25 protein-coding genes and 1 other RNA gene are annotated in these 24,130 nt (G+C 66.4%); 15 read left to right on the top strand and 11 right to left on the bottom strand.

The window, feature by feature from the left end; genetic code table 11:
* Positions 1–215: 215 nt before the first annotated feature.
* Positions 216–581, bottom strand: a complete 366-nt coding sequence (locus QM612_RS01640) for a hypothetical protein (RefSeq protein WP_415252152.1) — start codon at positions 579–581, stop codon at positions 216–218.
* A gap of 176 nt (positions 582–757) precedes the next feature.
* Between QM612_RS01640 and QM612_RS01635 the strand changes: the two genes are divergently transcribed.
* Positions 758–919, top strand: a complete 162-nt coding sequence (locus tag QM612_RS01635; protein WP_415252151.1) for a hypothetical protein — start codon at positions 758–760, stop codon at positions 917–919.
* A gap of 405 nt (positions 920–1,324) precedes the next feature.
* Here the strand turns inward: QM612_RS01635 and gcvH are convergent, their stop codons facing one another.
* The 6 genes from gcvH to QM612_RS01605 form a co-directional block, all read right to left on the bottom strand.
* Entirely contained in the window at positions 1,325–1,720 is a 396-nt protein-coding gene (gene gcvH, locus QM612_RS01630) for a glycine cleavage system protein GcvH (RefSeq protein WP_415252150.1), read from the bottom strand.
* 67 nt (positions 1,721–1,787) lie between these two features.
* A complete protein-coding gene (gcvT, locus tag QM612_RS01625; protein ID WP_415252149.1) occupies positions 1,788–2,888 on the bottom strand; it encodes a glycine cleavage system aminomethyltransferase GcvT in 1,101 nt (366 codons plus the stop codon).
* Between the two features lie 72 nt (positions 2,889–2,960).
* Complete coding sequence (locus QM612_RS01620) at positions 2,961–3,392, bottom strand: NfeD family protein (RefSeq protein ID WP_415252156.1); 432 nt, start codon at positions 3,390–3,392, stop codon at positions 2,961–2,963.
* Positions 3,393–3,394: 2 nt separating this feature from the next.
* Positions 3,395–4,342, bottom strand: coding sequence for an SPFH domain-containing protein (locus QM612_RS01615; RefSeq protein WP_415252148.1), 948 nt, complete (start codon positions 4,340–4,342; stop codon positions 3,395–3,397).
* Positions 4,343–4,395: 53 nt separating this feature from the next.
* Entirely contained in the window at positions 4,396–5,013 is a 618-nt protein-coding gene (gene gmk, locus QM612_RS01610) for a guanylate kinase (protein WP_415252147.1), read from the bottom strand.
* 133 nt (positions 5,014–5,146) lie between these two features.
* Entirely contained in the window at positions 5,147–5,998 is an 852-nt protein-coding gene (locus QM612_RS01605; RefSeq protein ID WP_415252155.1) for a YicC/YloC family endoribonuclease, read from the bottom strand.
* 96 nt (positions 5,999–6,094) lie between these two features.
* Here QM612_RS01605 and rph point away from each other — a divergent pair, with 96 nt between their 5' ends.
* From rph to pepQ, 6 genes are all read left to right on the top strand, one after another.
* Positions 6,095–6,823, top strand: coding sequence for a ribonuclease PH (gene rph / locus QM612_RS01600; RefSeq protein ID WP_415252146.1), 729 nt, complete (start codon positions 6,095–6,097; stop codon positions 6,821–6,823).
* Positions 6,820–7,401, top strand: coding sequence for an RdgB/HAM1 family non-canonical purine NTP pyrophosphatase (rdgB, locus tag QM612_RS01595; protein ID WP_415252145.1), 582 nt, complete (start codon positions 6,820–6,822; stop codon positions 7,399–7,401). Before rph ends, rdgB begins: the two co-directional genes overlap by 4 nt.
* A 95-nt stretch (positions 7,402–7,496) precedes the next feature.
* A complete protein-coding gene (hemW, locus tag QM612_RS01590) occupies positions 7,497–8,669 on the top strand; it encodes a radical SAM family heme chaperone HemW (RefSeq protein WP_415252144.1) in 1,173 nt (390 codons plus the stop codon).
* Between the two features lie 97 nt (positions 8,670–8,766).
* Positions 8,767–11,439, top strand: a complete 2,673-nt coding sequence (locus QM612_RS01585) for a DUF1631 family protein (protein ID WP_415252143.1) — start codon at positions 8,767–8,769, stop codon at positions 11,437–11,439.
* A complete protein-coding gene (locus QM612_RS01580) occupies positions 11,429–11,794 on the top strand; it encodes a PilZ domain-containing protein (RefSeq protein WP_415252142.1) in 366 nt (121 codons plus the stop codon). Before QM612_RS01585 ends, QM612_RS01580 begins: the two co-directional genes overlap by 11 nt.
* A 79-nt stretch (positions 11,795–11,873) precedes the next feature.
* Entirely contained in the window at positions 11,874–13,187 is a 1,314-nt protein-coding gene (gene pepQ, locus QM612_RS01575; protein WP_415252141.1) for a Xaa-Pro dipeptidase, read from the top strand.
* 110 nt (positions 13,188–13,297) lie between these two features.
* On the opposite strand, the gene QM612_RS01570 is transcribed toward pepQ, so the two are convergent.
* Together QM612_RS01570 and QM612_RS01565 are read right to left on the bottom strand one after the other, a co-directional pair.
* The gene (locus tag QM612_RS01570) at positions 13,298–14,620 is read right to left on the bottom strand and encodes an aminopeptidase P N-terminal domain-containing protein (RefSeq protein ID WP_415252140.1); all 1,323 of its coding nucleotides are present in this window, start codon (positions 14,618–14,620) and stop codon (positions 13,298–13,300) included.
* A gap of 9 nt (positions 14,621–14,629) precedes the next feature.
* Positions 14,630–15,172 carry a UPF0149 family protein gene (locus QM612_RS01565; RefSeq protein ID WP_415252139.1) on the bottom strand — a complete coding sequence of 181 codons (543 nt, stop codon included), beginning with the start codon at positions 15,170–15,172 and terminating at the stop codon, positions 14,630–14,632.
* Positions 15,173–15,273: 101 nt separating this feature from the next.
* Here QM612_RS01565 and QM612_RS01560 point away from each other — a divergent pair, with 101 nt between their 5' ends.
* From QM612_RS01560 to QM612_RS01525, 8 genes are all read left to right on the top strand, one after another.
* A complete protein-coding gene (locus QM612_RS01560) occupies positions 15,274–17,565 on the top strand; it encodes a putative bifunctional diguanylate cyclase/phosphodiesterase (protein ID WP_415252138.1) in 2,292 nt (763 codons plus the stop codon).
* Positions 17,566–17,574: 9 nt separating this feature from the next.
* The gene (locus tag QM612_RS01555) at positions 17,575–17,796 is read left to right on the top strand and encodes a TIGR02449 family protein (RefSeq protein ID WP_415252137.1); all 222 of its coding nucleotides are present in this window, start codon (positions 17,575–17,577) and stop codon (positions 17,794–17,796) included.
* Positions 17,793–18,080, top strand: a complete 288-nt coding sequence (locus QM612_RS01550; RefSeq protein ID WP_415252136.1) for a cell division protein ZapA — start codon at positions 17,793–17,795, stop codon at positions 18,078–18,080. The genes QM612_RS01555 and QM612_RS01550 overlap by 4 nt, the downstream gene beginning before the upstream one ends.
* 230 nt (positions 18,081–18,310) lie before the next feature.
* Positions 18,311–18,493, top strand: a non-coding RNA gene (ssrS, locus tag QM612_RS01545) — 6S RNA.
* Between the two features lie 35 nt (positions 18,494–18,528).
* Entirely contained in the window at positions 18,529–19,125 is a 597-nt protein-coding gene (locus tag QM612_RS01540) for a 5-formyltetrahydrofolate cyclo-ligase (protein ID WP_415252135.1), read from the top strand.
* Entirely contained in the window at positions 19,122–19,592 is a 471-nt protein-coding gene (locus QM612_RS01535; RefSeq protein ID WP_415252134.1) for an EVE domain-containing protein, read from the top strand. The genes QM612_RS01540 and QM612_RS01535 overlap by 4 nt, the downstream gene beginning before the upstream one ends.
* A gap of 4 nt (positions 19,593–19,596) precedes the next feature.
* Entirely contained in the window at positions 19,597–20,244 is a 648-nt protein-coding gene (gene rpiA / locus QM612_RS01530) for a ribose-5-phosphate isomerase RpiA (RefSeq protein WP_415252133.1), read from the top strand.
* Positions 20,245–20,365: 121 nt separating this feature from the next.
* Positions 20,366–21,814, top strand: a complete 1,449-nt coding sequence (locus QM612_RS01525; RefSeq protein WP_415252132.1) for a DNA polymerase Y family protein — start codon at positions 20,366–20,368, stop codon at positions 21,812–21,814.
* A gap of 7 nt (positions 21,815–21,821) precedes the next feature.
* Here QM612_RS01525 and lptG read toward each other — a convergent pair whose 3' ends face one another.
* The gene (gene lptG / locus QM612_RS01520; RefSeq protein WP_415252131.1) at positions 21,822–22,919 is read right to left on the bottom strand and encodes an LPS export ABC transporter permease LptG; all 1,098 of its coding nucleotides are present in this window, start codon (positions 22,917–22,919) and stop codon (positions 21,822–21,824) included.
* The gene (lptF, locus tag QM612_RS01515; protein ID WP_415252130.1) at positions 22,916–23,995 is read right to left on the bottom strand and encodes an LPS export ABC transporter permease LptF; all 1,080 of its coding nucleotides are present in this window, start codon (positions 23,993–23,995) and stop codon (positions 22,916–22,918) included. Before lptF ends, lptG begins: the two co-directional genes overlap by 4 nt.
* Between the last annotated feature and the right edge of the window lie 135 nt (positions 23,996–24,130).

Raw genomic sequence — 24,130 nt, 5'->3', positions numbered from 1 at the left:
GGCAGGCTTTACCATCTGACATGGGAACGGTGGCTCCGGATTGGACGTTTGCTCGACACAAACATCTTCACCCGGATCTGCCGTTCCTTTTTGATGCCAATCCCCGGACTTCGGTGAAGAACCAAAAGAAACCCCTCCCGCCTGGGCAACGGGAAGGGCCTTCAGTGACATCACAGCGCCAGATCGGGCAGCACCCGATCCGGTCGCGGTTTGGCTTACAGGGTCGGCGTGATCGCAGCCGGAGCCGCAGCGGCCTTCTTCGCAGCCTTCTTGGCAGCAGGCTTCTTGGCGGCCTTCTTGGCAGCCGGCTTCTTCGCAGCCTTCTTGGCGGCTGGCTTCTTCGCAGCCTTCTTGGCAGCAGGCTTCTTCGCGACCTTCTTGGCAGCCGGCTTCTTGGCGACCTTCTTGGCAGCCTTCTTGACGGCCTTCTTCGCAACCTTCTTCACCGCCTTCTTGGCGGCGGGCTTCTTGGCAGCCTTCTTCACTGCCTTCTTTGCAACTTTCTTCGCCGCCGGTTTCTTGGCGACCTTCTTCACCGCCTTCTTGGCGGCAGGCTTCTTTGCAGCTTTCTTAACGGCCATGGTATGGCTCCTCGTCAGATGGGTAAATCAGTCAAGCCCAGTTTGGAAACACGCCACGGGTATCGGACCCGTGATCGACCGCCGGCGCGACGCGCGCGCCGGAACGGATGCCTTGCCTACGATGGGTTCCCCACCCATCAAAAAACCTGCGGCGCGATGCGCTGCAGGTTCCCGGCATGGACACTTCGACGGTTGCGCTGGAGAAGCGTTTCGGAGAAGGACAGATCACCTTCGCCCACCGTTCGATGTTGCTGGTGGAGTTCGATGTGGTGTTGCCAACCTTCGCGTCTTGCTTGCTCACTCGTTTCCGTAGTAGGTGTCCGCTGGGCGAAACCTAATCACGGTTTTTTCCACTGTCAACAATCTTGCGCGAAGTTTTTTCATGCGCCGCCGATGCCGCCGCGTGTCGCGCGTGCTGGCGATGCCGCTACGCATGCGCACGATGCACGTTCAATGCAATGAAACGAAACATCGAACATGGCTGCACGCAAGCAATGATGCGGGTTTCATCGCATCGGCATGTTTCGATGCATGCGCGCGCATCGCGGTACGAACATCGTTTCGACTCGACGCAGGACGAGCCAAACGCAGGATGAGCGAGGTTGCAGGCAAGCCTCCGTTTTGGCATCGCACAAGCGCGTTTGCGCGAAAACTGCGCGAACTTTTCCGCACGCGCGACGCCAGAAACAAAGAACCCGCGCCGTTGCCGGCGCGGGTTCTGATGCTGCGAAGAGTGCAGACGATCAGTGTTCGTCGTCTTCCAGCAATTCGCCGTAGGCGTCCGGATCGAGCAGTTCGTTGAGCTGTTCGGCGTCGTCGATTTCCAGCACGAACAGCCAGCCGTCGCCGTAGGCGTCCTCGTTGATGGTCTCCGGCTTGTCGGCCAGCACGGCGTTGACCTCGACCACCTTGCCACTGACCGGCGCATACACGTCGGACGCCGCCTTCACCGACTCCACCACGGCGCAGGCATTGCCCGCCTCAACGGTGTCGCCGACGTTCGGCAGTTCGACATACACAAGGTCGCCAAGCAGGCCCTGCGCGTGGTCGGAAATGCCCACGGTGACACGGCCATCGCCTTCGACGCGGGCCCATTCGTGGGATTTGAGGAACTTGAGGTCGCCGGGGATCTCGCTCATCGGGGGATTCCTTGGTCGCGCTGCGGTGGAGGGATGGGGAAAGTCTAGCGAAGCCGGAGCGGAAAGTTCAGATGCCCGGCTGGATGGTGTTGTCGCGGACGAACGGGAACTTGACCACGCGCACCGGTACTTCGCGGCCACGGATGTCCACGCGCACGTCGCCCGGCTCACCTGCAGGGATGCGAGCGAAGGCGATCGCCTTGCCGATGGTCGGCGAGAACGTGCCGGACAGGATTTCCCCCTCGCCACAGGCAGCCAGCACTTTCTGGCCGTGGCGCAGCACGCCCTTCTCGTCCATCACCAGACCGATCATCTGGCGCGCATTGCCATCGGCCTTCTGCGCTTCCAGCACGGCACGGCCAATGAAGTCACGCCCTTCATCCAATGCCACCGTCCAGCCAAGCGCGGCCTCCCACGGAGTGACGGTGTCATCCATGTCCTGTCCGTAGAGGTTCATGCCGGCTTCCAGCCGCAAGGTGTCGCGCGCGCCGAGGCCGGCCGGCTTCACGCCAGCGTCCAGCAGTGCGTTCCAGAACGCGACGGTTTGCGCCTCCGGCACGATCACCTCGAAACCGTCCTCGCCGGTGTAGCCGGTGCGGGCGACGAACACGTCAACGCCGCCGGTCGTCTGTGCCTCGCGTGCGCTGAAACGGGCCAGCTTGGATACCGGCGCGCGGTCCTCCCCGCGCAGCAGGCCGATCACCTTCTCGCGCGCGTTCGGGCCCTGCACCGCGACCATGCCGAACTCGGGACGCTCGCGGACTTCGACATCGAACGCCTTGGCTTGCTGCGTGATCCACGCCAGATCCTTGTCGCGGGTGGCGGCATTGACCACCAGCCGGAACCAGTCCTCGGACATGAAATAGACGATCAGGTCGTCGATGACGCCGCCCTGCGGATTGAGCATTGCGGTGTACAGCGCCTTGCCCGGCTTCTGCAGCTTGTCCACCGAGTTGGCAACGAGGTAGCGCAGGAACGCGCGGGTGCGCGCGCCGGTCAGGTCCACCACGGTCATGTGGCTGACGTCGAACATGCCGGTGTCGCGGCGCACCTGATGATGCTCGTCGATCTGCGAACCGTAATGGATCGGCATGTCCCAGCCGCCGAAATCGACCATCTTCGCGCCCAGCGCGCGGTGGGTTTCGTTGAGGATGGTCTTGTTGGTCATGCGCGTGATCCGTGTTTGGAGCCGCACATTATCGCCGATGCCCCAACATCATAGGGTGGGATTCATCCCACCCTATGCTTCCTGCACCTTCAATGTCATGCCGTCCACCGCGACCACGCGCACCGGCGTGCCCACCGGCAGATCCGGGCCTTCCACCTGCCAATAGGCATCGCCCAGCTTGATCCGGCCACGGCCCGCGACGATCGCCAGATCCAGCGGCGCGACCGTGCCGATGTTCTGCTCCGCGCGGCGGTTGAGCAGCGGCTTGTCGGTTTGCGCGCCAGTGCCGCGGAACCAGCGTCGGTAAATCTGGATGGAGACGAAGCTGAGCACGACGAACGCGGCCACCTGCACCAGCACCGGCATGCCCGGGATCAGCAACACGCCGATGAACACCGCCGCCGCTGCGAAACCCAGCCACAGCATGAAGGCACCGGGTGCCAGCGCTTCGGCGGCGAACAGCAGCAGCGCGAACGCTGCCCATGCGAACACGTCCCAGCGCATGCTCAATTCCCCTGCTTCGGTGCCGCCGCCGGCTTGACCGCCGGGCGATCCAGCGCTTCCTTCGCCAATTCGGCGATGCCGGCCAGCGAGCCGATGATGCCGCTGGATTCCATCGGCATCATCACGAACTTCTGGTTGGGTGCCTCGGCCAGCGACTTGAACGCCTCGATGTACTTCTGCGCGACGAAGTAGTTGATCGCCTGCACGTTGCCGCCGGAAATCGCGTCCGACACCATCTGGGTGGCCCGGGCCTCGGCCTCGGCCAGGCGCTCGCGCGCTTCGGCATCGCGGAAGGCAGCCTCCTTGCGGCCCTCGGCCTCCAGCACCGCCGCCTGCTTCTCGCCTTCGGCGCGCAGGATCTCGGACTGGCGCACACCTTCCGCATCGAGGATCGCCGCGCGCTTGTTCTGCTCGGCCATCTTCTGCTGCTGCATCGACTGCACCAGGTTCTGCGGTGGCTGGATGTCCTTGATCTCGATGCGGGTGACCTTGATCCCCCACGGATTGGTGGCGTGATCCACCACGTTCAACAGCTTGGCGTTGATGGTCTCGCGCTGGCTCAGTGATTCGTCCAGATCCATCGAGCCAATCACGGTGCGGATGTTGGTCTGCACCAGCGCGATGGTGGCAACCTCCAGGTTGGCCACTTCGTATGCCGCCTTGGCCGCGTCCAGCACCTGGAAGAACACCACGCCATCGACGCGCACCACCGCATTGTCCTTGGTGATGACGTCCTGGCTGGGCACTTCCAGCACCTGCTCCATCATGTTCACCTTGCGGCCCACGCCGTAAATGATCGGCACCAGGAAATGCAGGCCGGGATCAAGCGTGCGGGTGTACTTGCCGAAGCGCTCCACCGTCCACTCGTAACCCTGCGGCACCATCCGCACGGTCTTGAACAACAGGATGATGCCGGCGACCAGCAGGATGAAAGCGAGTGCAGATGCCATCGTGATTCCCCTTGGCGGAAATGGGATGGCGACGAGTATAGGATGCGGACGGCCTAGGGATCGACCAGCAGCGAGGTAATCAACCGCGCATGCCGCGCGACTTGCGCATCCTTGCGCAGCCGGCTGGCGGTAAAGATGCTGCACATCTCGTCCACGGCCGTGTTGAACACCTCGTTGACGATCACGTAGTCGAACTCGCCGTAATGGCTCATCTCCTCGCGCGCGGCGGCCAGACGACGCTGGATGACCTCCTCGCTGTCCTGCCCGCGCTTGCGCATGCGCTCCTCCAACGCGGCGCGTGAGGGCGGCAGGATGAACACACTGACCGCATCGGGAATCCTGGCCCGCACCTGCCGCGCGCCCTGCCAGTCGATCTCCAGCAACACGTCACGGCCCGCCGCCAGTTGCGGCTCCACCGACTGCCGTGCGGTGCCCTTCCAGTCGCCATGCACCAGCGCGTGCTCGAAGAAGTCGCCGGCTTCGACCATCGCCTCGAACTCCCCAGCGCTGACGAAGTTGTAGTGCTCGGCATGGCGCTCGCCGGGTCGCGGCTGGCGCGAGGTGAACGAGATCGACAGGCAGATGTTCGGATCACGCGCCAGCACCGCGTTGACGATGCTGGATTTCCCGGCGCCCGAAGGCGCGGCGACGATGTAGAGGGTTCCGCGCATCAACTATGTTCCTTCACTCGCAATTCGGCACAGGGATATGCCGACGCCGACGCGAAGCGACGGCGCTGCGGCCCGGAAACCGCGCTTTTCGGGCCGCAGGTCGAAGCCGCGGCAGGATGCCCGGTCTTCGACATCATTCTATGTTCTGAATCTGCTCGCGAATCTGGTCGATCAGCACCTTCAGTTCCACCGCGGCGTTGCTGGTGCGGGCATCGACCGACTTGCTGCCCAGTGTGTTGGCCTCGCGGTTGAACTCCTGCAGCAGGAAGTCGAGGCGGCGGCCTGCCGGTTCCTTGCTGCCCTTGAAGATGCGGCGCAGTTCGGACAGGTGGCTGTCGAGACGATCAAGCTCCTCATCGACATCGAGTTTCTGCAGCCAGATCACCAGTTCCTGTTCCAGCCGGCCCGGATCGAGCGGCTGCGCAAGATCGGCCAAGCGCGCTTGCAGTTTCTGGCGTTGGCCGGCGCGGATTTGCGGCACCAGCGTGCGCACCTCGGCGGCGATGCGAGCGATGCCGTCGGCGCGTTCCAGAATCACGGCTGCAAGCTTGCCGCCTTCGCGTTCGCGTGCTTGGACGAAGCCGTCCAGCACCGTGTCCAGCAGGGCCAGCGCCTCGGATTGCAGGGCGTCGGCATCGACACCCTGCGTTTGCAGCACGCCTGGGAATTGCAGCAGTTCGGTGAACTCCACGCGCAAGCCGGGAAAGCGCGGATACATGCCGGTCGCAAGCTCACCCAACCGGGCCACCAGCGCGTCATCGACCTGCAAGGCATCGCCACCGTTGCTGCTGCGCAGGCGCATGACCAGATCCAGCTTGCCGCGCGAGATGCGCGAGGCAACGCGCTCGCGCAGCTGCGGTTCCAGCGCGCGCAGTTCATCGGGCAGGCGCACGCCCAGTTCAAGGAAGCGATGGTTGACCGCGCGCAGTTCGCAGCCGAGCACGCCCCATGCGGTGGCGCGCTCGCCGGCGGCGTAGGCGGTCATGCTGCGGATCGACATCGTGCGCACAAACCCAAGGGAAACGAAGGGCGAATGGTAATCTAGCGCCCCGCCGCGTGCCGGCTTCCTGCGCCAATCCCCATGACTGTTGCCCGCCCGAGCGGCCGCGCGCCCGAGCAGATGCGCGCTGTTTCCATCCAGCGCGGTTTCACCCGCCACGCCGAAGGCTCGGTGCTGGTGAGCTTTGGCGATACTCGCGTGCTGTGCAACGCCAGCATCGACAACAAGGTGCCCGGCTTCCTGCGCGGCAAGGGCGAAGGCTGGGTGACCGCCGAATACGGCATGCTGCCGCGCTCCACCCATACCCGTTCCGACCGCGAGGCATCGCGCGGCAAGCAGGGCGGACGCACGCTGGAAATCCAGCGCCTGATTGGTCGTTCGCTGCGCGCCTGCGTGGATCGCGCGGCGCTGGGCGAACGCACCATCACGCTGGACTGCGACGTGCTGCAGGCCGATGGCGGCACCCGCACCGCCGCGATCACTGGCGCTTACGTGGCGCTGGTGGATGCGGTGCGCTGGCTGCAGGCGAAGAAGGAACTCACGAAGAATCCGATCATCGGTGCGGTGTCTGCGGTGTCAGCCGGCATCTATCGCGGCGTGCCGGTGCTGGATCTGGACTATGCCGAAGACAGCGCTTGCGACACCGACATGAACGTGGTGATGAACGACGGCGGCGGCTTCATCGAATTGCAGGGCACCGCCGAAGGCCATGCCTTCCGCCGCGATGAACTGGATGCGCTGCTGGCGCTGGCGGAAAAGGGCTGCGGCGAGTTGTTCGCGGCGCAGCAGGCGGCACTCGCAGCGCCATGAAACTCGTCCTCGCCTCCTCCAACGCCGGCAAGCTGGCGGAGCTGCGGGATTTGCTGGGCGAAGCGTTCGAGCTTCACGCGCAGTCCGAATTCGGCGTGGTCGATGCCGAGGAAACCGGCCTGAGCTTCGTCGAAAACGCCATCCTCAAGGCCCGCCATGCCGCCCGCGCCACCGGCCTGCCTGCGCTGGGCGACGATTCCGGTCTTTGCGTCGATGCGCTGCACGGCGCACCGGGACTGTATTCGGCGCGCTACGCAGGCGTGCATGGCGACAGCGAAGCAAATATCGACAAACTGCTGCGCAAACTCGACGGCGTGGCCGATGACGCACGCAGCGCGCGCTTTGTCTGCGTGCTGGCGCTCGTTCGCCACGCGGACGACCCGATGCCGCTGATCGCCGAAGGCGTGTGGGAAGGCCACATCCTGCATGCGCGGCAAGGCGCGAACGGATTCGGCTATGACCCGGTGTTCTTCTCGCCTGCCCATGGGTGCAGCGCGGCGGAACTGCCTGCGGACGCGAAGAATCGCGACAGCCATCGCGGGCTGGCGCTTGTGAAGCTGCGGGAGCGGCTCCTGTAGTCCGCCACCGTCATTCCCGCGAAGGCGGGAATCCAAGGACGTTGTCTTTATCGCGCAACAAGAGCCAAAGTCCATGGATTCCCGCCTTCGCGGGAATGACGAGCAAAGAACCGATGCTGACCACCCCGCCCCTGTCACTCTACGTGCATCTGCCCTGGTGCGTGCGCAAATGCCCGTATTGCGATTTCAATTCGCACGAGGCACGCGGCGGCGCGCCTGACTTCGACGGCTACGTCGATGCCCTGCTTGCCGATCTTGATTTCGACCTGCCGCTGGCCTGGGGCCGCACGGTTCATAGCGTGTTCTTCGGCGGCGGCACGCCCAGCCTGTTTCCGCCTGCGGTCATCGACCGCTTCCTGCAGCAGGCCAGCGCGCGCCTGCGCTTCGCGCCCGATGTCGAGATCACCCTGGAAACCAACCCCGGCACCGTGGAGCACGGCCCGTTCGCGGGCTATCGCGCCGCCGGCGTGAACCGGCTCAGCTTCGGCGTGCAGACATTCGACGATGCCTGCCTGCAGCGGCTGGGCCGCATCCATTCCAGCGCTGATGCACAGCGCGCGGTGCAGGCTGCGCGGGATGCAGGCTTCGACAATTTCAACCTTGACCTGATGTACGCGCTGCCGCAGCAAACGCTGGCGATGGCGCTGGACGACATCGAACGCGCCATCACCCTGCAGCCCACCCACATCAGCCATTACCAGCTCACGCTGGAGCCGAACACCGTGTTCGCCGCGCGCGTGCCCGATGGCATCCCCGACGAGGACAGTGCCTGGGACATGCAGGAAGCCTGTCAGGCGCGGCTGGCCGATGCCGGTTTCGCGCAATACGAAGTCAGCGCCTATGCCCGCGAAGGCCACCAGTGCCGGCACAACCTGAACTACTGGCAGTTCGGCGATTACCTGGGCATCGGCGCGGGCGCGCACGCCAAGCTGACCCTGGGCGCGCAGCAGCAGGTGTTGCGGCGCTGGAAACTGAAGCACCCGGCGCACTATCTTGCGAAGGCCGGCACGGCGGACGCCATCGGCGGTGATGAAACCCTGACGGCGGAACGCCTGCCCTTCGACTTCATGCTGAATGCGCTGCGCCTGAACGCGGGTGTACCGATGGCGATGTTCGAGGCGCGTACTGGTCTGCCGCGCGCCGCCATCGACGGGCAACTTGCCAAGGCCCGCCAGAACGGCTGGCTGGAAGCCGAAGCAGACCGGCTGCGCCCCACCGAGTTGGGCCGGCGGTTCACGAATGACGTGATCGGCCTGTTCCTGCCCTAGAACCGCAATTTCCGGATCAGGCCCCGCGCCGGGCCATTGAGCCACGGGGGCGCACCCCATACCATTGGGAGATTCGCCGGAGAGCAGGGGGGCATCGATGGCCGCAGTCGCTTCCACCACCAATGATCTGCCGACGCTGGCACAGGCCACGCTGCCGCGTCGTGTCCAGAAGGTGCTGGAACGCCTGCTGGCGGATCTGGATGGCGATTTCTCCCGCCGCCTGCCGCAACTCCTGAAGGACACCGAGCAGGCGCTGTCGGAACTGCCGGCATCACCCCACGAGTCGCGGATGGAAATCTCGCGGTTCGTGTCGATGCGCAACCTGTTGCAGGGCATCCCGGCATTCAGCACCCGCTTCATGGCTGAAATGGAAGCCGGCCTTGCCAGCCTGCGGGACGCCGGCAAGGAAGACGAGGACGAACCCGCCCCCAAAATCACCGCCCACAAGCTGAGCCTGGCCGACGAGGGCTCGATCGGTGACCATGCGCAACTGGCGAATCTGGCCAGCCGCATCGAGTCGCGCAACAGCCTGAGCCTGCAGTTGATGAGTCAGCGCTTCGGCGTGCTGGCGGGCTCGCCCGCGCTGGAAGGCCGCGACCTGCCGCTGGGCCCGCACGCGCTGTGCCGCGCGCTGGCCAGTGCGATGGATACGCTGGAAGTGTCGCAGCAGGCGCGCAGCGAACTGCTGCGGCAGTTCGAAAAAATGCTGATGACCGCCTACCCGGCGATCCTCGACGCATTGAACGTGACGCTGGTGCAGGAAGGCATCCTGCCGCACCTGAGCTTCGTGCCGTACCGGTTGCGGCAGCCTTCGGCGCATGTCGCGCCGGGTCAGGGCACACCGGGCGCAGCCACCGGTGCGGCGGGAACCCCGGGCGCAGTGGGCGTACCGATTGCCGGCGTTGCCGGTGTTGCCGGCACGGGGACCATGGTCGCCGGTGTGCCGATGGTGGGTGGTGTTGCGGGCGGCGTGGGCATGCCCGGCGGCGTCGGTGTCGGCATTCCCGGTGGTGTTGGCGGCATTGGCATTGCGGGTGCCGGCGGCGGTGTGGGTGGCATCGGCATCGCTGGCGGCGTTGGCGGCGTCGGAATTGGTGGTGGTGGTGGTGGTGGTGCCGGTGGTGGCGGTGGCGTGGGCGGCATCGGGATTGGTGGTGGCGACGGCGGCGCTGGCGGCATCGGCATCGCAGGTGGCGTGCCCGGCGCGGGTGGTGGTGGCAGCGCCGATCAGGTGGTCACCCTCGTCTTCACCATGCTGCAGCAGTTGCTGCGGCGGCGCGGCAAGCTGCTCACCAAGCTGCGCCAGCCGGGTCAGGGCGAAAACCTGCCGCCCAGCCTGGTCGGCAAGGATGAGCGCAAGCGCGAAATACTGGATCGCGAGGAAGTGCTGACCACGCTGCGCCGCATGCGCAGCACCGCCACCCGCGCCGACACCATCGCCGGTTATCGGCAGATCCTGCTGGCGCAGGCTCGCCAGTTGCACGGCCGCGGCGTGGCGCTGTCGGAAGCCGACAACGACATCTTCGAACTGCTGGCCCTGTTCCTGTCGCAATTGCAGCGCGAAATGCGCAAGCCCAGTCCGGGCGACGCGATGGTCGATCACCTGCGCCTGCCGCTGCTGCAGATCGCCCTGCGCGACCAGCGCTTCTTCGAGGATGCACGCCATCCGGCGCGCCAGTTGCTGGCCGCGGTCTCGCTGGCGGGTGCGCGCTGGCTGCCGGAAGATGACCTTGATCCGCAGTGGTTAGGCCTGCTGCAACGCGCCGTGGCCGGCATCCAGGAAGACAACGAAAGCAATCTGGACAGCTTCATCGAAGCCAACCACGCGCTGCAGTCCGGCCTGCAAGCGCTGCTGCGCAAGGCCGAGATGGCCGAGCGCCGGCAGGTGGACGCTGCGCGCGGCCGCGACAAGCTGGAAATCGCCCGCCAGCGCGCCGCCGCCGAAATCAAGCGTCTGCACAAGGGCCGTGAACTGCCGCGCTTCCAGAAAATCCTGCTGGAGCAGGCCTGGGCCGATGTGCTGTCGCTGACTTTCCTGCGCAACGGCGAGCAATCCGATGCGTGGCAGGACGCACTGGATGCAACGGCGCGCATCGTCGATGCCAGCACCGGCAACGCGCAGAAGGCTGCATACGCCGGCTTCATCGCGCGCCTGCAGGCATCGCTGGAGCAGGTGGGCTACCACGCCGACGATGCGCTGGCGATCGCCCGGCAGCTGGCCAACGGCAATGCCGAAGACGCCGGGCTGGCATCGCGCACCGAACTGCTGATGCAGCTGCGCGCCCGCGCGCGGCTGGGCGAAGGCAATGCCGCAGGTGCCGGCGCAAGTGCGTGGCGTGCGCGCACGCAGCCGGAACAGGACGCGCGTGATCGTCTGGTCGCCCTGCAGGATGCCGTCTGGGTTGACCTGCATGACGAAGCCGGCAAGCCAGTGCGGCGGCGTCTGGCCTGGGTCAGCCCGCACACCGGGCAGGCGCTGCTGGTCAACCGGCGCGGCATCCGCATTGCCGGCGATGATCTGGATGGACTGGCGCGCAGGCTGGCCGAGGGCCGCATGCAATTGCTGGATGACGACACCTCGCCCGCCGAAACCGCGTGGCAGGCCACCACCGTCAACCTGCAACGCACCGCCGATGAAGCGGAAGCGCCGCCGGAACAGGCCGAAGCCGGCACGCAGCCACCGGCTGCAACCGACGCACCGGCAACCCAGGCACCCGCAGAACAGCAGGCACAGCAACAGGATCAGGCGGAGAACGGCAATGGGGATTGAAGCGCGCCGCCAGCCACGCCGTGCCGTGCCCGGCATGGTGGACGTGTTCGACACCATCACCGAGCAGACCGTCGGCTACCTCGGCAACCTGTCGGTGGGTGGCATGCTGCTGATCGCCAACCGCGCGCTGGTCGATGACGCGCTGTACCAGTTCCGCTTCATCCTGCCGGACGAAGTCGGCGCAGCGCAGCCGCTGGAAACCGGCGCGCACGTGCTGTGGCAGGACGCCGCCGGCGCACCCGGCCAGCACTGGATCGGCCTGCGCTTCCTTGGCCTGTCGGCGGACGCCACCGGTCGCCTGCGTCGCTGGGCGGAACAGGCACCGAACGAGCCCGCATCCAACAAGGAAGACTGACAGGGCTTCCGGCACCTGCGGTGGTGGCGGTGCTGGGCGACAATTGCGGCTTCGCCACCAGACCATCGGGCCCGCCGCCATGCTTCCATCCCTCGCCAGCCTCTACCCGCAACACCTCGACACCCTGCAGGCGCGCACCGCCGAAGCCCTGCGGCGCGGCGGCTTCGACCACCTCGTCGTCCCCAGCGGCAGCTTGCACTACCAGTTTTTCGACGACCGCGACTATCCCTATGCGGTGAACCCGCAGTTCAAGGCCTGGCTGCCGCTGACGCGCGCACCGGGAAGCTGGCTGGTCATCACTCCCGGCGCCAAGCCAAAATTGCTGTTCCTGCAGCCGCACGACTACTGGCATGTGGTGCCGGCAGCGCCCAGCGGCTACTGGGTGGAGCAGTTCGACATCATCGTCATCCGCACGCCGGAAGAGGCCGCGCAGCACCTGCCGGATGCCGCACGCTGCGCCATCCTTGGCGAGCCGCAGAGCGCGCTGGGTGGCTACGCGCCGAACAATCCCGCGCCGGTGGTGCAGTACCTCGAATACCACCGCGCGTACAAGACGCCGTATGAAGTGGCGATGATGCGCGAAGCCAGCCGCATCGGCGCGCGCGCGCATCGCGCCGCCGAGCGCGCCTTCCGCGCGGGCAGCAGCGAGTTCGGCATCCATCTGGCCTATTGCCAGGCCGCAGGACAGGACGCCAACTACCTGCCCTACGGCAACATCGTCTGCCTCAACGAACACGGCGCGGTGCTGCATTACACCGACCGCGACCGCGTGCCGCCCAAGCCGGTGCGCAGCTTCCTGATCGACGCCGGTGCCAGTTTCGGCGGCTATGCCTGCGACATCACCCGCACCTATTCGGCACAGGACGACGAGTTCGCGGCGATGATCGCGGCGCTGGATGCCGCGCAGCTGAAGATGTGCGATGCGGTGCGCGCCGGCTTCGATTACAAGCAGTTGCACATTGATGCGCACATCGCGCTGGCAGCGATCCTGCGCGACTTCGGCGTCATCAAGGTGTCGCCGGAAGACGCGCTGGCAAGCGGCGTGAGCAGCGCGTTCTTCCCGCATGGCATCGGCCACGGCATCGGCCTGCAGGTACACGACGTAGCCGGTTTCGCCGCCTCCGATGCAGGCGGCACCATCGCGAAACCCGAAGGCCATCCCTACCTGCGGCTGACCCGCGTGCTGGAACCGGGCATGGTCGTCACCATCGAACCTGGCATCTACTTCATCGACATGCTGCTGGACGAGTTGAAGCAGAAGGGTTTGAGCGATGCCGTTGACTGGGATCGCGTCGAGGCGTTCAAGCCCTATGGCGGCATCCGCATCGAGGACGATGTGGTCTGCACCGAAGGCGAACCGCTCAACCTGACGCGCGAGGCGTTTGCGGCATAGCCGGGCGTTTCTCCTCCCCCTGCCTGCAGGGGGAGGCCGGGAGGGGGTTCGCACGTCGCAGCAAATCAACCCCACCCCAACCCTCCCCTTCAAGAAGGGGAGGAAGTTGGTCACCCCGCCATCAACGCTTCCACTTCATCCGCACCGCGCTCCAGCGCATCGGTCAGCACGCGGTGGCCAGCTGCGGTGATGAGGACGTCGTCCTCGATACGGATGCCGATGCCCCGCCACTTGGCAGGCACGCTGGCATCACCTGCTGGCACGTAAAGACCCGGCTCGATGGTGAACACCATGCCGGGTTCGAGCAGGCGCGATTCACCGTCGATGCGGTATTCGCCAACGTCGTGTACATCCAGCCCCAGCCAGTGCCCGGTCTTGTGGCGGTAATAGCGCTTGTAGTCACCACTGCCCAGCGCCGCCTTCAGCGTGCCTTTCAGCAGGCCCAGTGACAGCAGGCCTTCGGTGAGCGTGGCCACCGCCGCTTCGTGGCCGGCTTCATAGCGAACACCGGGCCGTGCCTGCGCCAGTGCAGCGGCCTGCGCCGCGCAGACCAGATCGTGCAGGGCGCGCTGCTCCTTGCTGAAACGGCCGTTGACCGGGAAGCAGCGGGTGATGTCGGCGGCGTAGCCGCGAAACTCCGCGCCGGCATCAATGAGGACAAGATCACCATCGCGTGACTTCGCCCGGTTGGCCTTGTAGTGCAGCACGCAGGCGTTGGCACCGCTCCCTACGATGCTGCCGTAGGCCGGCTGTGCATCGTGCATGCGGAACACGTGCTCGATCTGTGCCTGCAGTTCGTATTCGTGGATGCCGGGACGCGCCGCGCGCATCGCCGCCCGGTGCGCGGCCACGCTGATGTCGGCGGCCTGCTGCATCAGCTTCACTTCTTCCGCCGACTTGAACAGGCGCATCTCGTCCAGCAGATGCCCCAGTTCCAGGAACTCCTGCGGCGGCTGCGCACCCTGCCGCGCCTGCGCACGCACGCGGTTGAGCCAGCCGATCAGCTTGAGGTCGAAGTCGGCATCGCGGCCCAGGTGGTAATGCACGCGGCGGCGGCCTTCCAGCAGGCCAGGCAGGATGTCGTCGATGTCCGACACCGGATAGGCATCGTCCACGCCCAGCACATCGACCACACCTTCCGGGCCAAGGCGCGGGCCGTCCCAGCCTTCGCGCTCCGGGTCGCGCTCGCGGCAGAACAGGATGGATTCGCCGTGACGACGGCCCGGCACCAGCACCAGTACGGCCTCGGGTTCGTCGAAGCCGGTCAGGTACCAGAAATCGGAATCCTGCCGATACGGGTAATGGGTGTCATGGCTGCGGATGCGTTCCGGCGCGGCGGGCAGGATCAGGATCGCGCCGTCGCCTGCAGCCTGCATCAACTGCCTGCGCCTGCGCGCCAGCAGCTTGCGCCAGGTGGCGGTCATCGGCTGCATGCAGCGCGCTCAGTGCAGGCGCTGGCGGCTGCGCGGCCCCAGCGCGCAATCGGCGTGCAGCAGCAAGACCGCCACCCGCAGGTATTCCTCGATCTCGGCCAGCGATTCCTCGTCACTTTCCGGATCCACCTCGTCCACCTGCGCAGCGGCCAGATTGGCAAGGTCACCCAGCGCCTCCTGCCCTTCCTCTGACAGCGGCTTGTCGCCCACCGCCAGCCCGAAGCCGCCCAGGAACGCCCGGCACCACGCAAACAGCGCGCCGGCCCGCGCCGTCACGTCGGCATCGTCCGGCAGCAGCATCTGGAAGCCGAAATCAGGGTCGGAGAGCTGCGCGGCGGTCACGCTGCGCAGGCGGTCCAGCGCATCGCCCTGTACTGGCTGCGGCAGCGCCGGGTCGGCCAGCACCTGCGCCAGCCAGCCGGCCACGTCCTCGCCGCCCGCCGCCAGCCAGCCGCACAGCGCGCCGTGCAACTCGGCGGGGCTGCTGGCAAGGGTCAGCGCATCAGAGGCAGCCGCTACCTCGGCCCACTGCGGCAGGTCGGTTTCACTCATTGCGAAGGTATTCGTGCAGGCGGGGTGCCAGTTTACGCGCGCGGCGGGTTGTTGCGCTTGCCAGCCCGCGCCTACACTGCACGGCGATGAAGACTCACGCCATGCCTGCCCGCCGCCTTGCGCGCGTCGGACTTTCTGCGCCGGCATTGCCTGCATCGGCCTCGGTGCCGGACATCAACTCCAGCTACGTTCTGGTGATGCTGGTGGCGCTGCTGGTGCTGGCACTGGCATGGCTGGCCATCGCCACCCACCGCAGGCGCGAACGCGAGCAGCGCGAACACATGGAAGCGCTGCGCAGGCGCGAACATCACCTGCACCTGGCGCTGTGGGCCTCCGGCGAGCTGTACTGGCAGTACGACCTGGAAAAACACGAACTGGAACGCACCCTGGTGGCACCGGGCAGCAGCGATGAGCTGACCGTGCTGGTGGACCTGGACAAGGATCACGAGATCCACCCGGACGACATGCCGCTTGTTATCGAGCGGCTGCGCGACTACGTGCGCGGCAAGACGTCGATCTTCCTGTCCGAGCATCGCATCCGCGACAACGAAGGTGAATGGCTGTGGATGCGCGCACGCGGGCGCGCCGTCATGCGCAGCGCCGAGGGCCGCGTGGTGCGCATGGCCGGCACTGCCCGCAACGTCACCAACATCCGGGCGAAGGAACGCGAGCGCCGCATTGCCGGCGAGGTCATGCGCAACATGGCCGAAGGCGTGGTGGTGGTCGATGCCGATTTCCGCTTCGTCGCGGTCAACCCCGCCTTCACCCGGATCAGCGGCTACGAGGAAGCCGACGTGATCGGCAAGGACGCCTCCCTGCTGAACAGCGACCGCCACTCGCCCGAGTTCTACGCCCAGTCACGCGGGCAGATAGAAGCCAACGAGCACTGGGCCTGCGAGATGTGGCAGCGGCGCAAGGACGGCCACGAGTTCCTGTGCGCGATGCAGGCCAACGCGCTGCTGGAACCGGGCACGGGTCGCCGCCTGTACGTGCTGGTTGCCGCCGACATCACCGAGCGCCGGCGGATCGAGCACGAGCTGCGCTATCTGGCCAACTACGACACCCTCACCAGCCTGCCCAACCGCACCCTGCTGTCCGAACGTCTGTCGCGCGCCATCGTCCGGGCGCGCCGGCAGAACGCGCGGATGGCGCTGCTGTTCCTTGACCTGGATCGCTTCAAGGATGTCAACGACTCGCTGGGCCATGCCATCGGCGACCGCATCCTGCGCGCAGCGGCGCAGCGCCTACTGGACGTGGTGGGGCCATCGCACACCATCGCCCGGCTTGGCGGCGACGAGTTCACCGTGATCCTGGAGGACATTGCCGACTATAGCGAAGCCGAAGACTGCGCGCAGCGCATCATCGACGCCTTCGACGCGCCACTGGAACTGGACAACCGCCACGAAATCCCGATCACGCCCTCGATCGGCATCAGCCTGTTCCCCGAACACGCGCAGGTGCCCACCGACATGCTCAAGCATGCCGACACCGCGATGTACCAGGCCAAGGCCGCAGGCCGGCGCACCTACCTGCGCTATGCCGACACCATGGACGGCGACATCCGCCGCCGCGCCAGCCTGGTCGCCTCGCTGCGCAAGGTGGTGGAGCGCGGCGAACTGCATCTTGTCTATCAGCCGCAACTGGCACTGCGCGAAGGCCGCATCTGCGCAGTGGAAGCCCTGCTGCGCTGGAACAGCCCGGAACATGGCGAAGTATCGCCAGCCAGCTTCATCCCGCTGGCCGAGGAAAGCGGGCTGATCGTCTCCATCGGCGAATGGGTGCTGCAACAGGCCTGCCGCACGCTGGCGCAGTGGCGACGCGACGGCCTGCGCGAGCTGGTGGTCTCCGTCAACGTGTCTGCCGTGCAACTGCTGCACAGCGACCTGCTGGGCACGGTGCGCAAGGCGCTGGACGAAAACGGCCTGCCGCCTTCGGCGCTGGAACTGGAACTGACCGAAAGCGTGCTGATGGCGAATGCGGAACTCGCCACCGCGCGCCTGCAGGCATTCCGCGAGCTGGGCGTGTCCATCGCGATGGACGATTTCGGCACCGGCTATTCCTCGCTGGCCTACCTGCGCAAGCTGCCGATCAACACCCTGAAGATCGACAAGGCCTTCATCGACGATGTTGACAGCGCCGGCGACAGCGACGACGCGGCGATCACCGCCACCATCGTCGCCATGGCCCATTCGCTGGAACTGAAGGTCATCGCCGAAGGCGTGGAAAGCGCCGAGCAACTCGCCTTCCTGCGCCAGCACCATTGCGACACGGTGCAGGGCTACTGGCTGGCGCGGCCGCTGGACGATGCCGCATGCCTGGGCTTCATCCGTGGCTGGCAGGCTGACCCGGTGGCAGCCGCCGCACGGCTTGACCCCACTTCCACGCCTGCCTAAGGTGCGCGCATGAGCAACCGCGACCTGCAAGGTGAACTGCACAAGCTGCTGGCGCGGATCGACCTGCTCGCCACCCGCATGCAGCGCCTGAACGACGAGAACCGCAGCCTGCGCCATCAGATCGAACAGATGGCCGGCGAACGCGCGCAACTGCTCGCAAAACAGGAACAGGCGCGCAGCCGCGTCGAAGCCATGATCAGCCGGCTGAAATCGCTGGAGCAGCACACATGAGCGAGCCGGTCACCGTCCGCATCCTCGACCGCGAATACACCGTGGGCGTGGAAGAATCCGAACGCGCCAGCCTGACCACCGCCGCGCGCCTGCTGGACTCGCGCATGCGCGAACTGCGTGGCGGCAACAAGCTGGTCGCGCCCGACCGTCTGGCGGTGCTGACCGCGCTCAATCTTGCGCATGAGCTGCAACAGGTGAAGGACACCGGCGGCGGGCACGGCGCAGGCGTGTTTGGATTGATCGACGAAGCCAATCGCAAGCTCGACGCGCTGCTGACGCCGTAAGCACTTCCGCTTTTGCCCGTCATCCCCGCGAAGGCGGGTATCGTTCCGCAGACCTTGTGTCTGCGTATCCATGGACTTTGTTTTTCCAAAGCTCAACGTCCTTGGATTCCCGCCTGCGCGGGAATGACGGACGGATTCCGACATTACCCAAGACGCCATGTTGTGTATTCACCTGAATCGCATCCGACAAACGGGCGTTGCCTTTGCGCGATGCGCGCCTATACTGGCCGCGTCCTCTGCTGTGTGCGACGGCGTGCGCAACATTCGCCTTGTCCCTTAATGACGACTGCGGGGGCGTACTGGAGGCCGGGAGTGCAAGTCCGCCACGAGCGGGAAGCCCGAAGGCCACCACGCGCTCCCACTTGAACCCCGGGTTCAAGGTCGTTTCGCATGCATCGCCACGGCGGAGACATTTTTCCCACACGATGCGCATCGCGTGATTGCACAGATGGATCGACACGCCTTGCGCCGTGAGCTGCGCCAGCGCCGCCGCGCACTTCCCGCCGCCGCCCGCATCGCCGCCGCCGAAGCGCTGGCAACTCGCCTGCTCGCCCTGCCCTTCCTGCCTGCATCCGGCTACGTCGCCGGCTATTGGGCGATGGATGGCGAAATCGGCCTGCATGTTTTGCAGATGCGCCTGCCGGCATCGCTGGTCTATTGCCTGCCGATGCTGCACGCGGACGGCAGCCTGCGCTTCGCGCCTTGGCGCGCGGGCGATCCGCTGGTGACCAACCGCTACGGCATCCCCGAGCCGGACATCGCTCCCGATGCCGCGCTGACTGCCGCCGACATGGCCCTGATCGTGCTGCCGCTGGTCGGCTTCGACGCAGCCTGCCACCGGCTGGGCATGGGAGGCGGCTGGTACGATCGCAGCCTCGCCTTCCGCAGTCATCAGCCCGCACCGCCTTGGCTGGTAGGTGCCGCGTTCGAGGCCCAGCACCTCGACGCCATCGCCACGGAACACTGGGACGTGCGGCTGGACGCGGTCTGCAGCGAACATGCCACCTACGAGCAGGCCACTTACATCGCCGGGAACATGGAATGAGCACGCGCAAGCGCTACTGGATGATGAAGTCCGAACCGGACGCCTTCTCCATCGACGACCTGCAGCGGGTCGGCACCGAGCCGTGGAATGGCGTGCGCAACTATCAGGCGCGCAACTTCATGCGCGACGGCATGCGCGTTGGCGACGTGGTGATGCTCTACCACTCCAACTGCAAGGTGCCCGGCATCGCCGGGCTTGCCAGCGTTGCCAGTGCGGCCTATCCGGACAGCACCCAGTTCGATCCGAAATCGCATTACTTCGACCCCAAAGCCACGCCGGAACAACCGCGCTGGTTTCTGGTCGATGTCGCCTTCGAGCGCAAGCTCAAGCGGGTGATCCCGCTGGAGGAAATCCGCCAGCACGCCGATGCACTCGGCGAAGGTTTCGCGCTGACCGCGCGCGGCAGCCGGCTGTCGGTGTTCCCGGTCACCGCTGCGCAATGGAAACTCCTGCTCTCACTGGAATGAACACATGAGCGAAGCCAAGAAACTCGCCGCCGAAAAGGCCATCGACTACGTCGAGGACGGCATGATCGTCGGCGTCGGCACCGGCTCCACCGTCGCCTACTTCATCGACGCGCTGGCAGCGTGGAAAGACCGCATCCAGGGCACGGTGTCCAGTTCCGAACAGAGCACCGCACGGCTGAAGGCGCACGGCATCGACGTGATCGACCTCAACGCCGCAGGCCCGTTGTCGCTGTACGTCGATGGCGCGGACGAATGCGACCCGCGCAAGCATCTCATCAAGGGTGGCGGCGCAGCGCTCACCCGCGAGAAGATCATCGCCGAGGCCAGCGAAAAGTTCGTCTGCATCATCGATCCCAGCAAGCAGGTGCCGGTGCTGGGCAGGTTCCCGCTGCCGGTGGAAGTGATCCCGATGGCGCGCAGCCTGGTCGCCCGCGAAATCCTGCGCATCACGGGTGGCCAGCCGGTCTGGCGCGATGGCGTGGTCACCGACAACGGCAACGTCATCCTCGACGTACACAACCTGTCCATCGTCGATCCGGTGGCGATGGAACGCGAACTCAACCAGATTCCCGGCGTGGTCAGCGTGGGCCTGTTCGCGCGCCGCCCGGCGGACGTGGTCATCATCGGCGGGGAGCCGCCACGGGTGTTGTAACCGCACGCGCCGTCTCCGGATACGAGACGGCAGGCTGGCATCGTTAGTCGAATCGTGAAGCCTCGCAGCATGCGCTGCGACGGCGTGATCCGATACTGACCGCCCTGCGTGGAGCGATGCCGTGACCCTGCGTTGCCTGTTCGTCGATTTCGATTCCTTCTTCGCCTCGGTGGAGCAGCACGACGACCCGCGCCTGCGCGGCAGGCCGGTGGCGGTGATCCCGGTTGCCAGCACCACCACCTGCTGCATCGCCGCCAGCCGTGAGGCCAAGCGCGACTTCGGCATCAAGACCGGCACGGGGGTTGCGGACGCGCTGGAACGCTGCCCGCACATCGCCCTGCAGGTCGCAAGGCCTGCACGCTATGTGCAGATCCATCACCAGTTCCTGGAGACCATCGCCACCTGCATCCCGCATGGCACGCCGGCTTCGGTCGATGAAGTGCCGTGCTGGCTGATCGGGCGCGAACAGCAACGCGGCAATGCCGAAGCCATCGCCCGCAACATCAAGCAGGCGCTGCGCAAACGCTTTGGCGAAGCGCTGACCTGCTCGATTGGCATTGCCCCCAACAAGTTCCTCGCCAAGACCGCGTCCGACATGAACAAGCCGGACGGGCTGACCGTGATCGAACAGGACGATCTGCCGCATGCCTTGCACGCGCTGGCACTGCGCGACCTGTGCGGGATCGGGCCGTCGATGGAAGCACGCCTGCGCCGCGCCGGCATCGATACCGTGGCGCAGCTGTGCGCCGCTTCGCGCGACCAGTTGAAGCGGGCCTGGGGCAGCATCGAAGGCGAACGCTTCTGGCTGCAACTGCGCGGCTTTGAATTGCCGGAACGCAAATCGGTGCGCGCCTCGATGGGGCATTCGCATGTGCTGGCGCCGGAACTGCGCGACGTGGCCGGCATGCGCTCGGTGCTGTGCAAGCTGCTGGCGAAGGCCGCGATGCGGCTGCGCGATGAAGGATTGCAGGCCGGCGGCATGGCGATCCGCATCCGCTTTGTCGGCCATGACCGACGCTTCGAAAAAGACCTGCGTTTCGCGCCTCTGGATGATTCCCCGGCATTGCTGCGCATGCTTGCCGATGCGCTTGCACCGCTGGAACGCGCCGCCCAGCGCGGGCGCTGGAACCCGAAGCGGCACCCGCCGCTGTCGGTCGCGGTGACGCTGGTGGACCTGTCCGAACGCGGCATCGCCTGCGGCCAGCTGATGGCAGGCCGTGAACGCGCGCAAGCCGCCAGCCGGCTGCTGGACAAGGTCAACCGCCGCTACGGCAACAGCGCGCTCTACCTCGGCTCGATGGCGGCGGCGGTGAAGCTGGGTGCCGCGCCGATGCGCATTCCGTTCCAGGCCATTCCCGATCCGGCGCGCGACGAGGAAACCGGGCTGCACGGCATCGACCAGCAACCGATCAACGCCGCCGACCTGCTGCAGGTGCGGATGAACCAGTTCAAGGTGCTGGCCGAGAAGACCCATCGCGGGCAGTCCGCGCCGCATCGCCCCTCCGGCGCGGGCGGCTGGCATGCAGGCACGCCGGAAGAACCGGCATCGCCGCAGGCATCGCTGTTCTGAGGTTGCGCTAACCGCTGCGCCGGTGGAACAGCAACCAGGACACCGCCAGCATGATGAGCGGCGGCATCGCGTAGGCGATGCGGTAATCGAAATCGAACACGCCGGCCATCTGGGTGGACATCTTCTGCAGCAGGAAGAAGCCCAGCGCATACACGATGCCGATGAAGATGCGCTTGCCCTGCCCGCCACTGCGCAGCGAGCCGAACGCGAATGGCACCGCGGCCAGGCACAGCGCCAGCACGTTCAACGGATAGAACCAGCGGCTCCAATAGACGTTCTCGAAGTCGCTTGCCTGCAGGCCGTTGCGCTTGCGGTATTCGATGCTGGAACGCAGCGCGGCGCTGTGCATGTGGCGCGGCTTGGTCACGCTGGAGGCCAGCGCGGTTTCGTCCAGCTGCGAATCCCAGCGCTCTTCGGCCACCTTCTGGCGGCTTACCGACTTGGCGCCGAAGGTGGTGCGTTCGACATTGCGCAGCAGCCAACCGCCGGGGCGGTGTTCGGCCATCTCGACGCTGGCAATCGACTTCAGCCGGCCATCGTCCTCGAACTGGAACAGGCGCACGCCGCGCAATTCCAGCCATCTGTCGTCACCGCGCTGCTTCTGCTCGCCGCTGCGCGCATTGAGGAACATGTCGCCTTCGCGCGCCCACAGGCCGCTGTACTGCGCCATCACCATGTTGGTATTGCGCACCGAGCGGATCGCCTGCGCGCGTTCCTCGCCCCAGGGCGCAAGGGTTTCGCCATTGACCGCCATCAGCGCCGTCAGCAGCGCCAGGGCCAGCGCCACTGACACGCTCAGGCGCAGGCGCGACAGGCCCAGCGCACGCAGCGCGGTCAGCTCGGACGATGCCGCAAGCTGGCCCAGCCCAAGCAGCGAACCGATCACCGCCGCAGTCGGGAACAGGTTGTAGGCGCGCCACGGGATGCTCAGGCCCACGGCGGCGATGGCGTGGTTGGCGGTGTACGCGCCCTTGCCGATGTCGTCCAGTTCGTCGGGGAAGGCCAGCACCACGTCCAGCCCCAGCAGCACCGCCCAGGCCAGCAGCACGCTGGTCACCACCGCGCGCGCGATGTAGCTGTCATGCAATCTCGGCCAGTGCTTCATCGACGCCACCATGCACGGGCCACGCGGCCATCACGCGCGTACAGCCAGATGCCAAGTGCCAGCAGTGGCAGCAGCAGCCACCACAGGCCTGCGGCAATCGGCAGCTTGCCGGTGGCTAACCACTGGGTGCCCAGCAGCATCATGAACACACCGACCAGATAGGCAAGGAAGGCCAGCAGCACCGAGCCGTAGCGCGCCTGCCGAGGCGAGCTGCGCGCCAGCGGCACCGCGATCAAGGCGAACGCCAGCGCCAGCAGCGGCGGCGCGATGCGCCCGTGCAGCTCGGCGCGGGCGGGCGCACTGGCATCGCGCAGCAGTTCCGGGGTTGGCTTGAACACGGGGTCTTCCAGCTTGCGCTGGTCGTCGGCCTGCGGCAGTTGCAGCTCGTTGCGGGCATAGCGCATCAGCCGGAAATCCAGATCGCCGCCGCTGGCCGGGCCTTCCACCCGGAAGCCATCCAGCAGCGCCAGCATGCGCGCGCCCTGCTCGCGGTACAGCTCGCCGCTGCGGGCGGTGGCCACGTCCATGCGGTCGTCCTGCTCGCGGAAGATGAAGATGCGCGACAGCTTGGTGCCATCGGCAGACATCTCGCCGGCATAGGCCACGCCACCACCCGACATCGGGGTGAAGCGGCCCGGCTCCAGCCCCGCCACCAGCAGGTTCTTGTTGGCTTCGATCACCATGCCCTGCGCCATGCGGTCGGCCCACGGCCCCAGCCACAGCGAACAGGCGGCGATCACCGCCAGCACCGGTGCCACCACCAGCAGCAGCGGCCGCAACAGCCGGCGCGGCCCGACACCCGCCGCCGCCAGCACGTGCATTTCCGAATCGCGGTACAGCCGGCCCGTTGCCAGCAGCAGGCCCAGCAGCAGGCCCAGCGGCAGGATCAGCGGCAGGTAGCGCAGCAGGCGCAGGCCCAGCTGTGACAGCAGCAGGCCGGGCGGCACCTTGCCGCGCGCCATGTCGCCCAGCAGGTCGGCGAATACCCCGCCCAGGCTGACCATGCCCAGCACGACCAGCGCGGCAAACACCGCGCGGGCAAACTCGGTACTGAGGTAACGGTCCAGCTTCGGCATCGGGCCTGCTTGCTTTAGAATTGGGGGTTCATTTCGCGCCGTGACCATGCCGGTCGCAGCTGCGCATTGTAAGCGACGCCAACCCTGAGACCGCCGGCAACCGCTGCGGTCGCCCGCCCGTCTTCGGACACACCG

Origin of the sequence: Thermomonas sp., assembly GCF_047606765.1 — a bacterium.
Lineage (GTDB): Bacteria > Pseudomonadota > Gammaproteobacteria > Xanthomonadales > Xanthomonadaceae > Thermomonas.
This window is presented reverse-complemented; position numbering and strand designations above follow the sequence as displayed.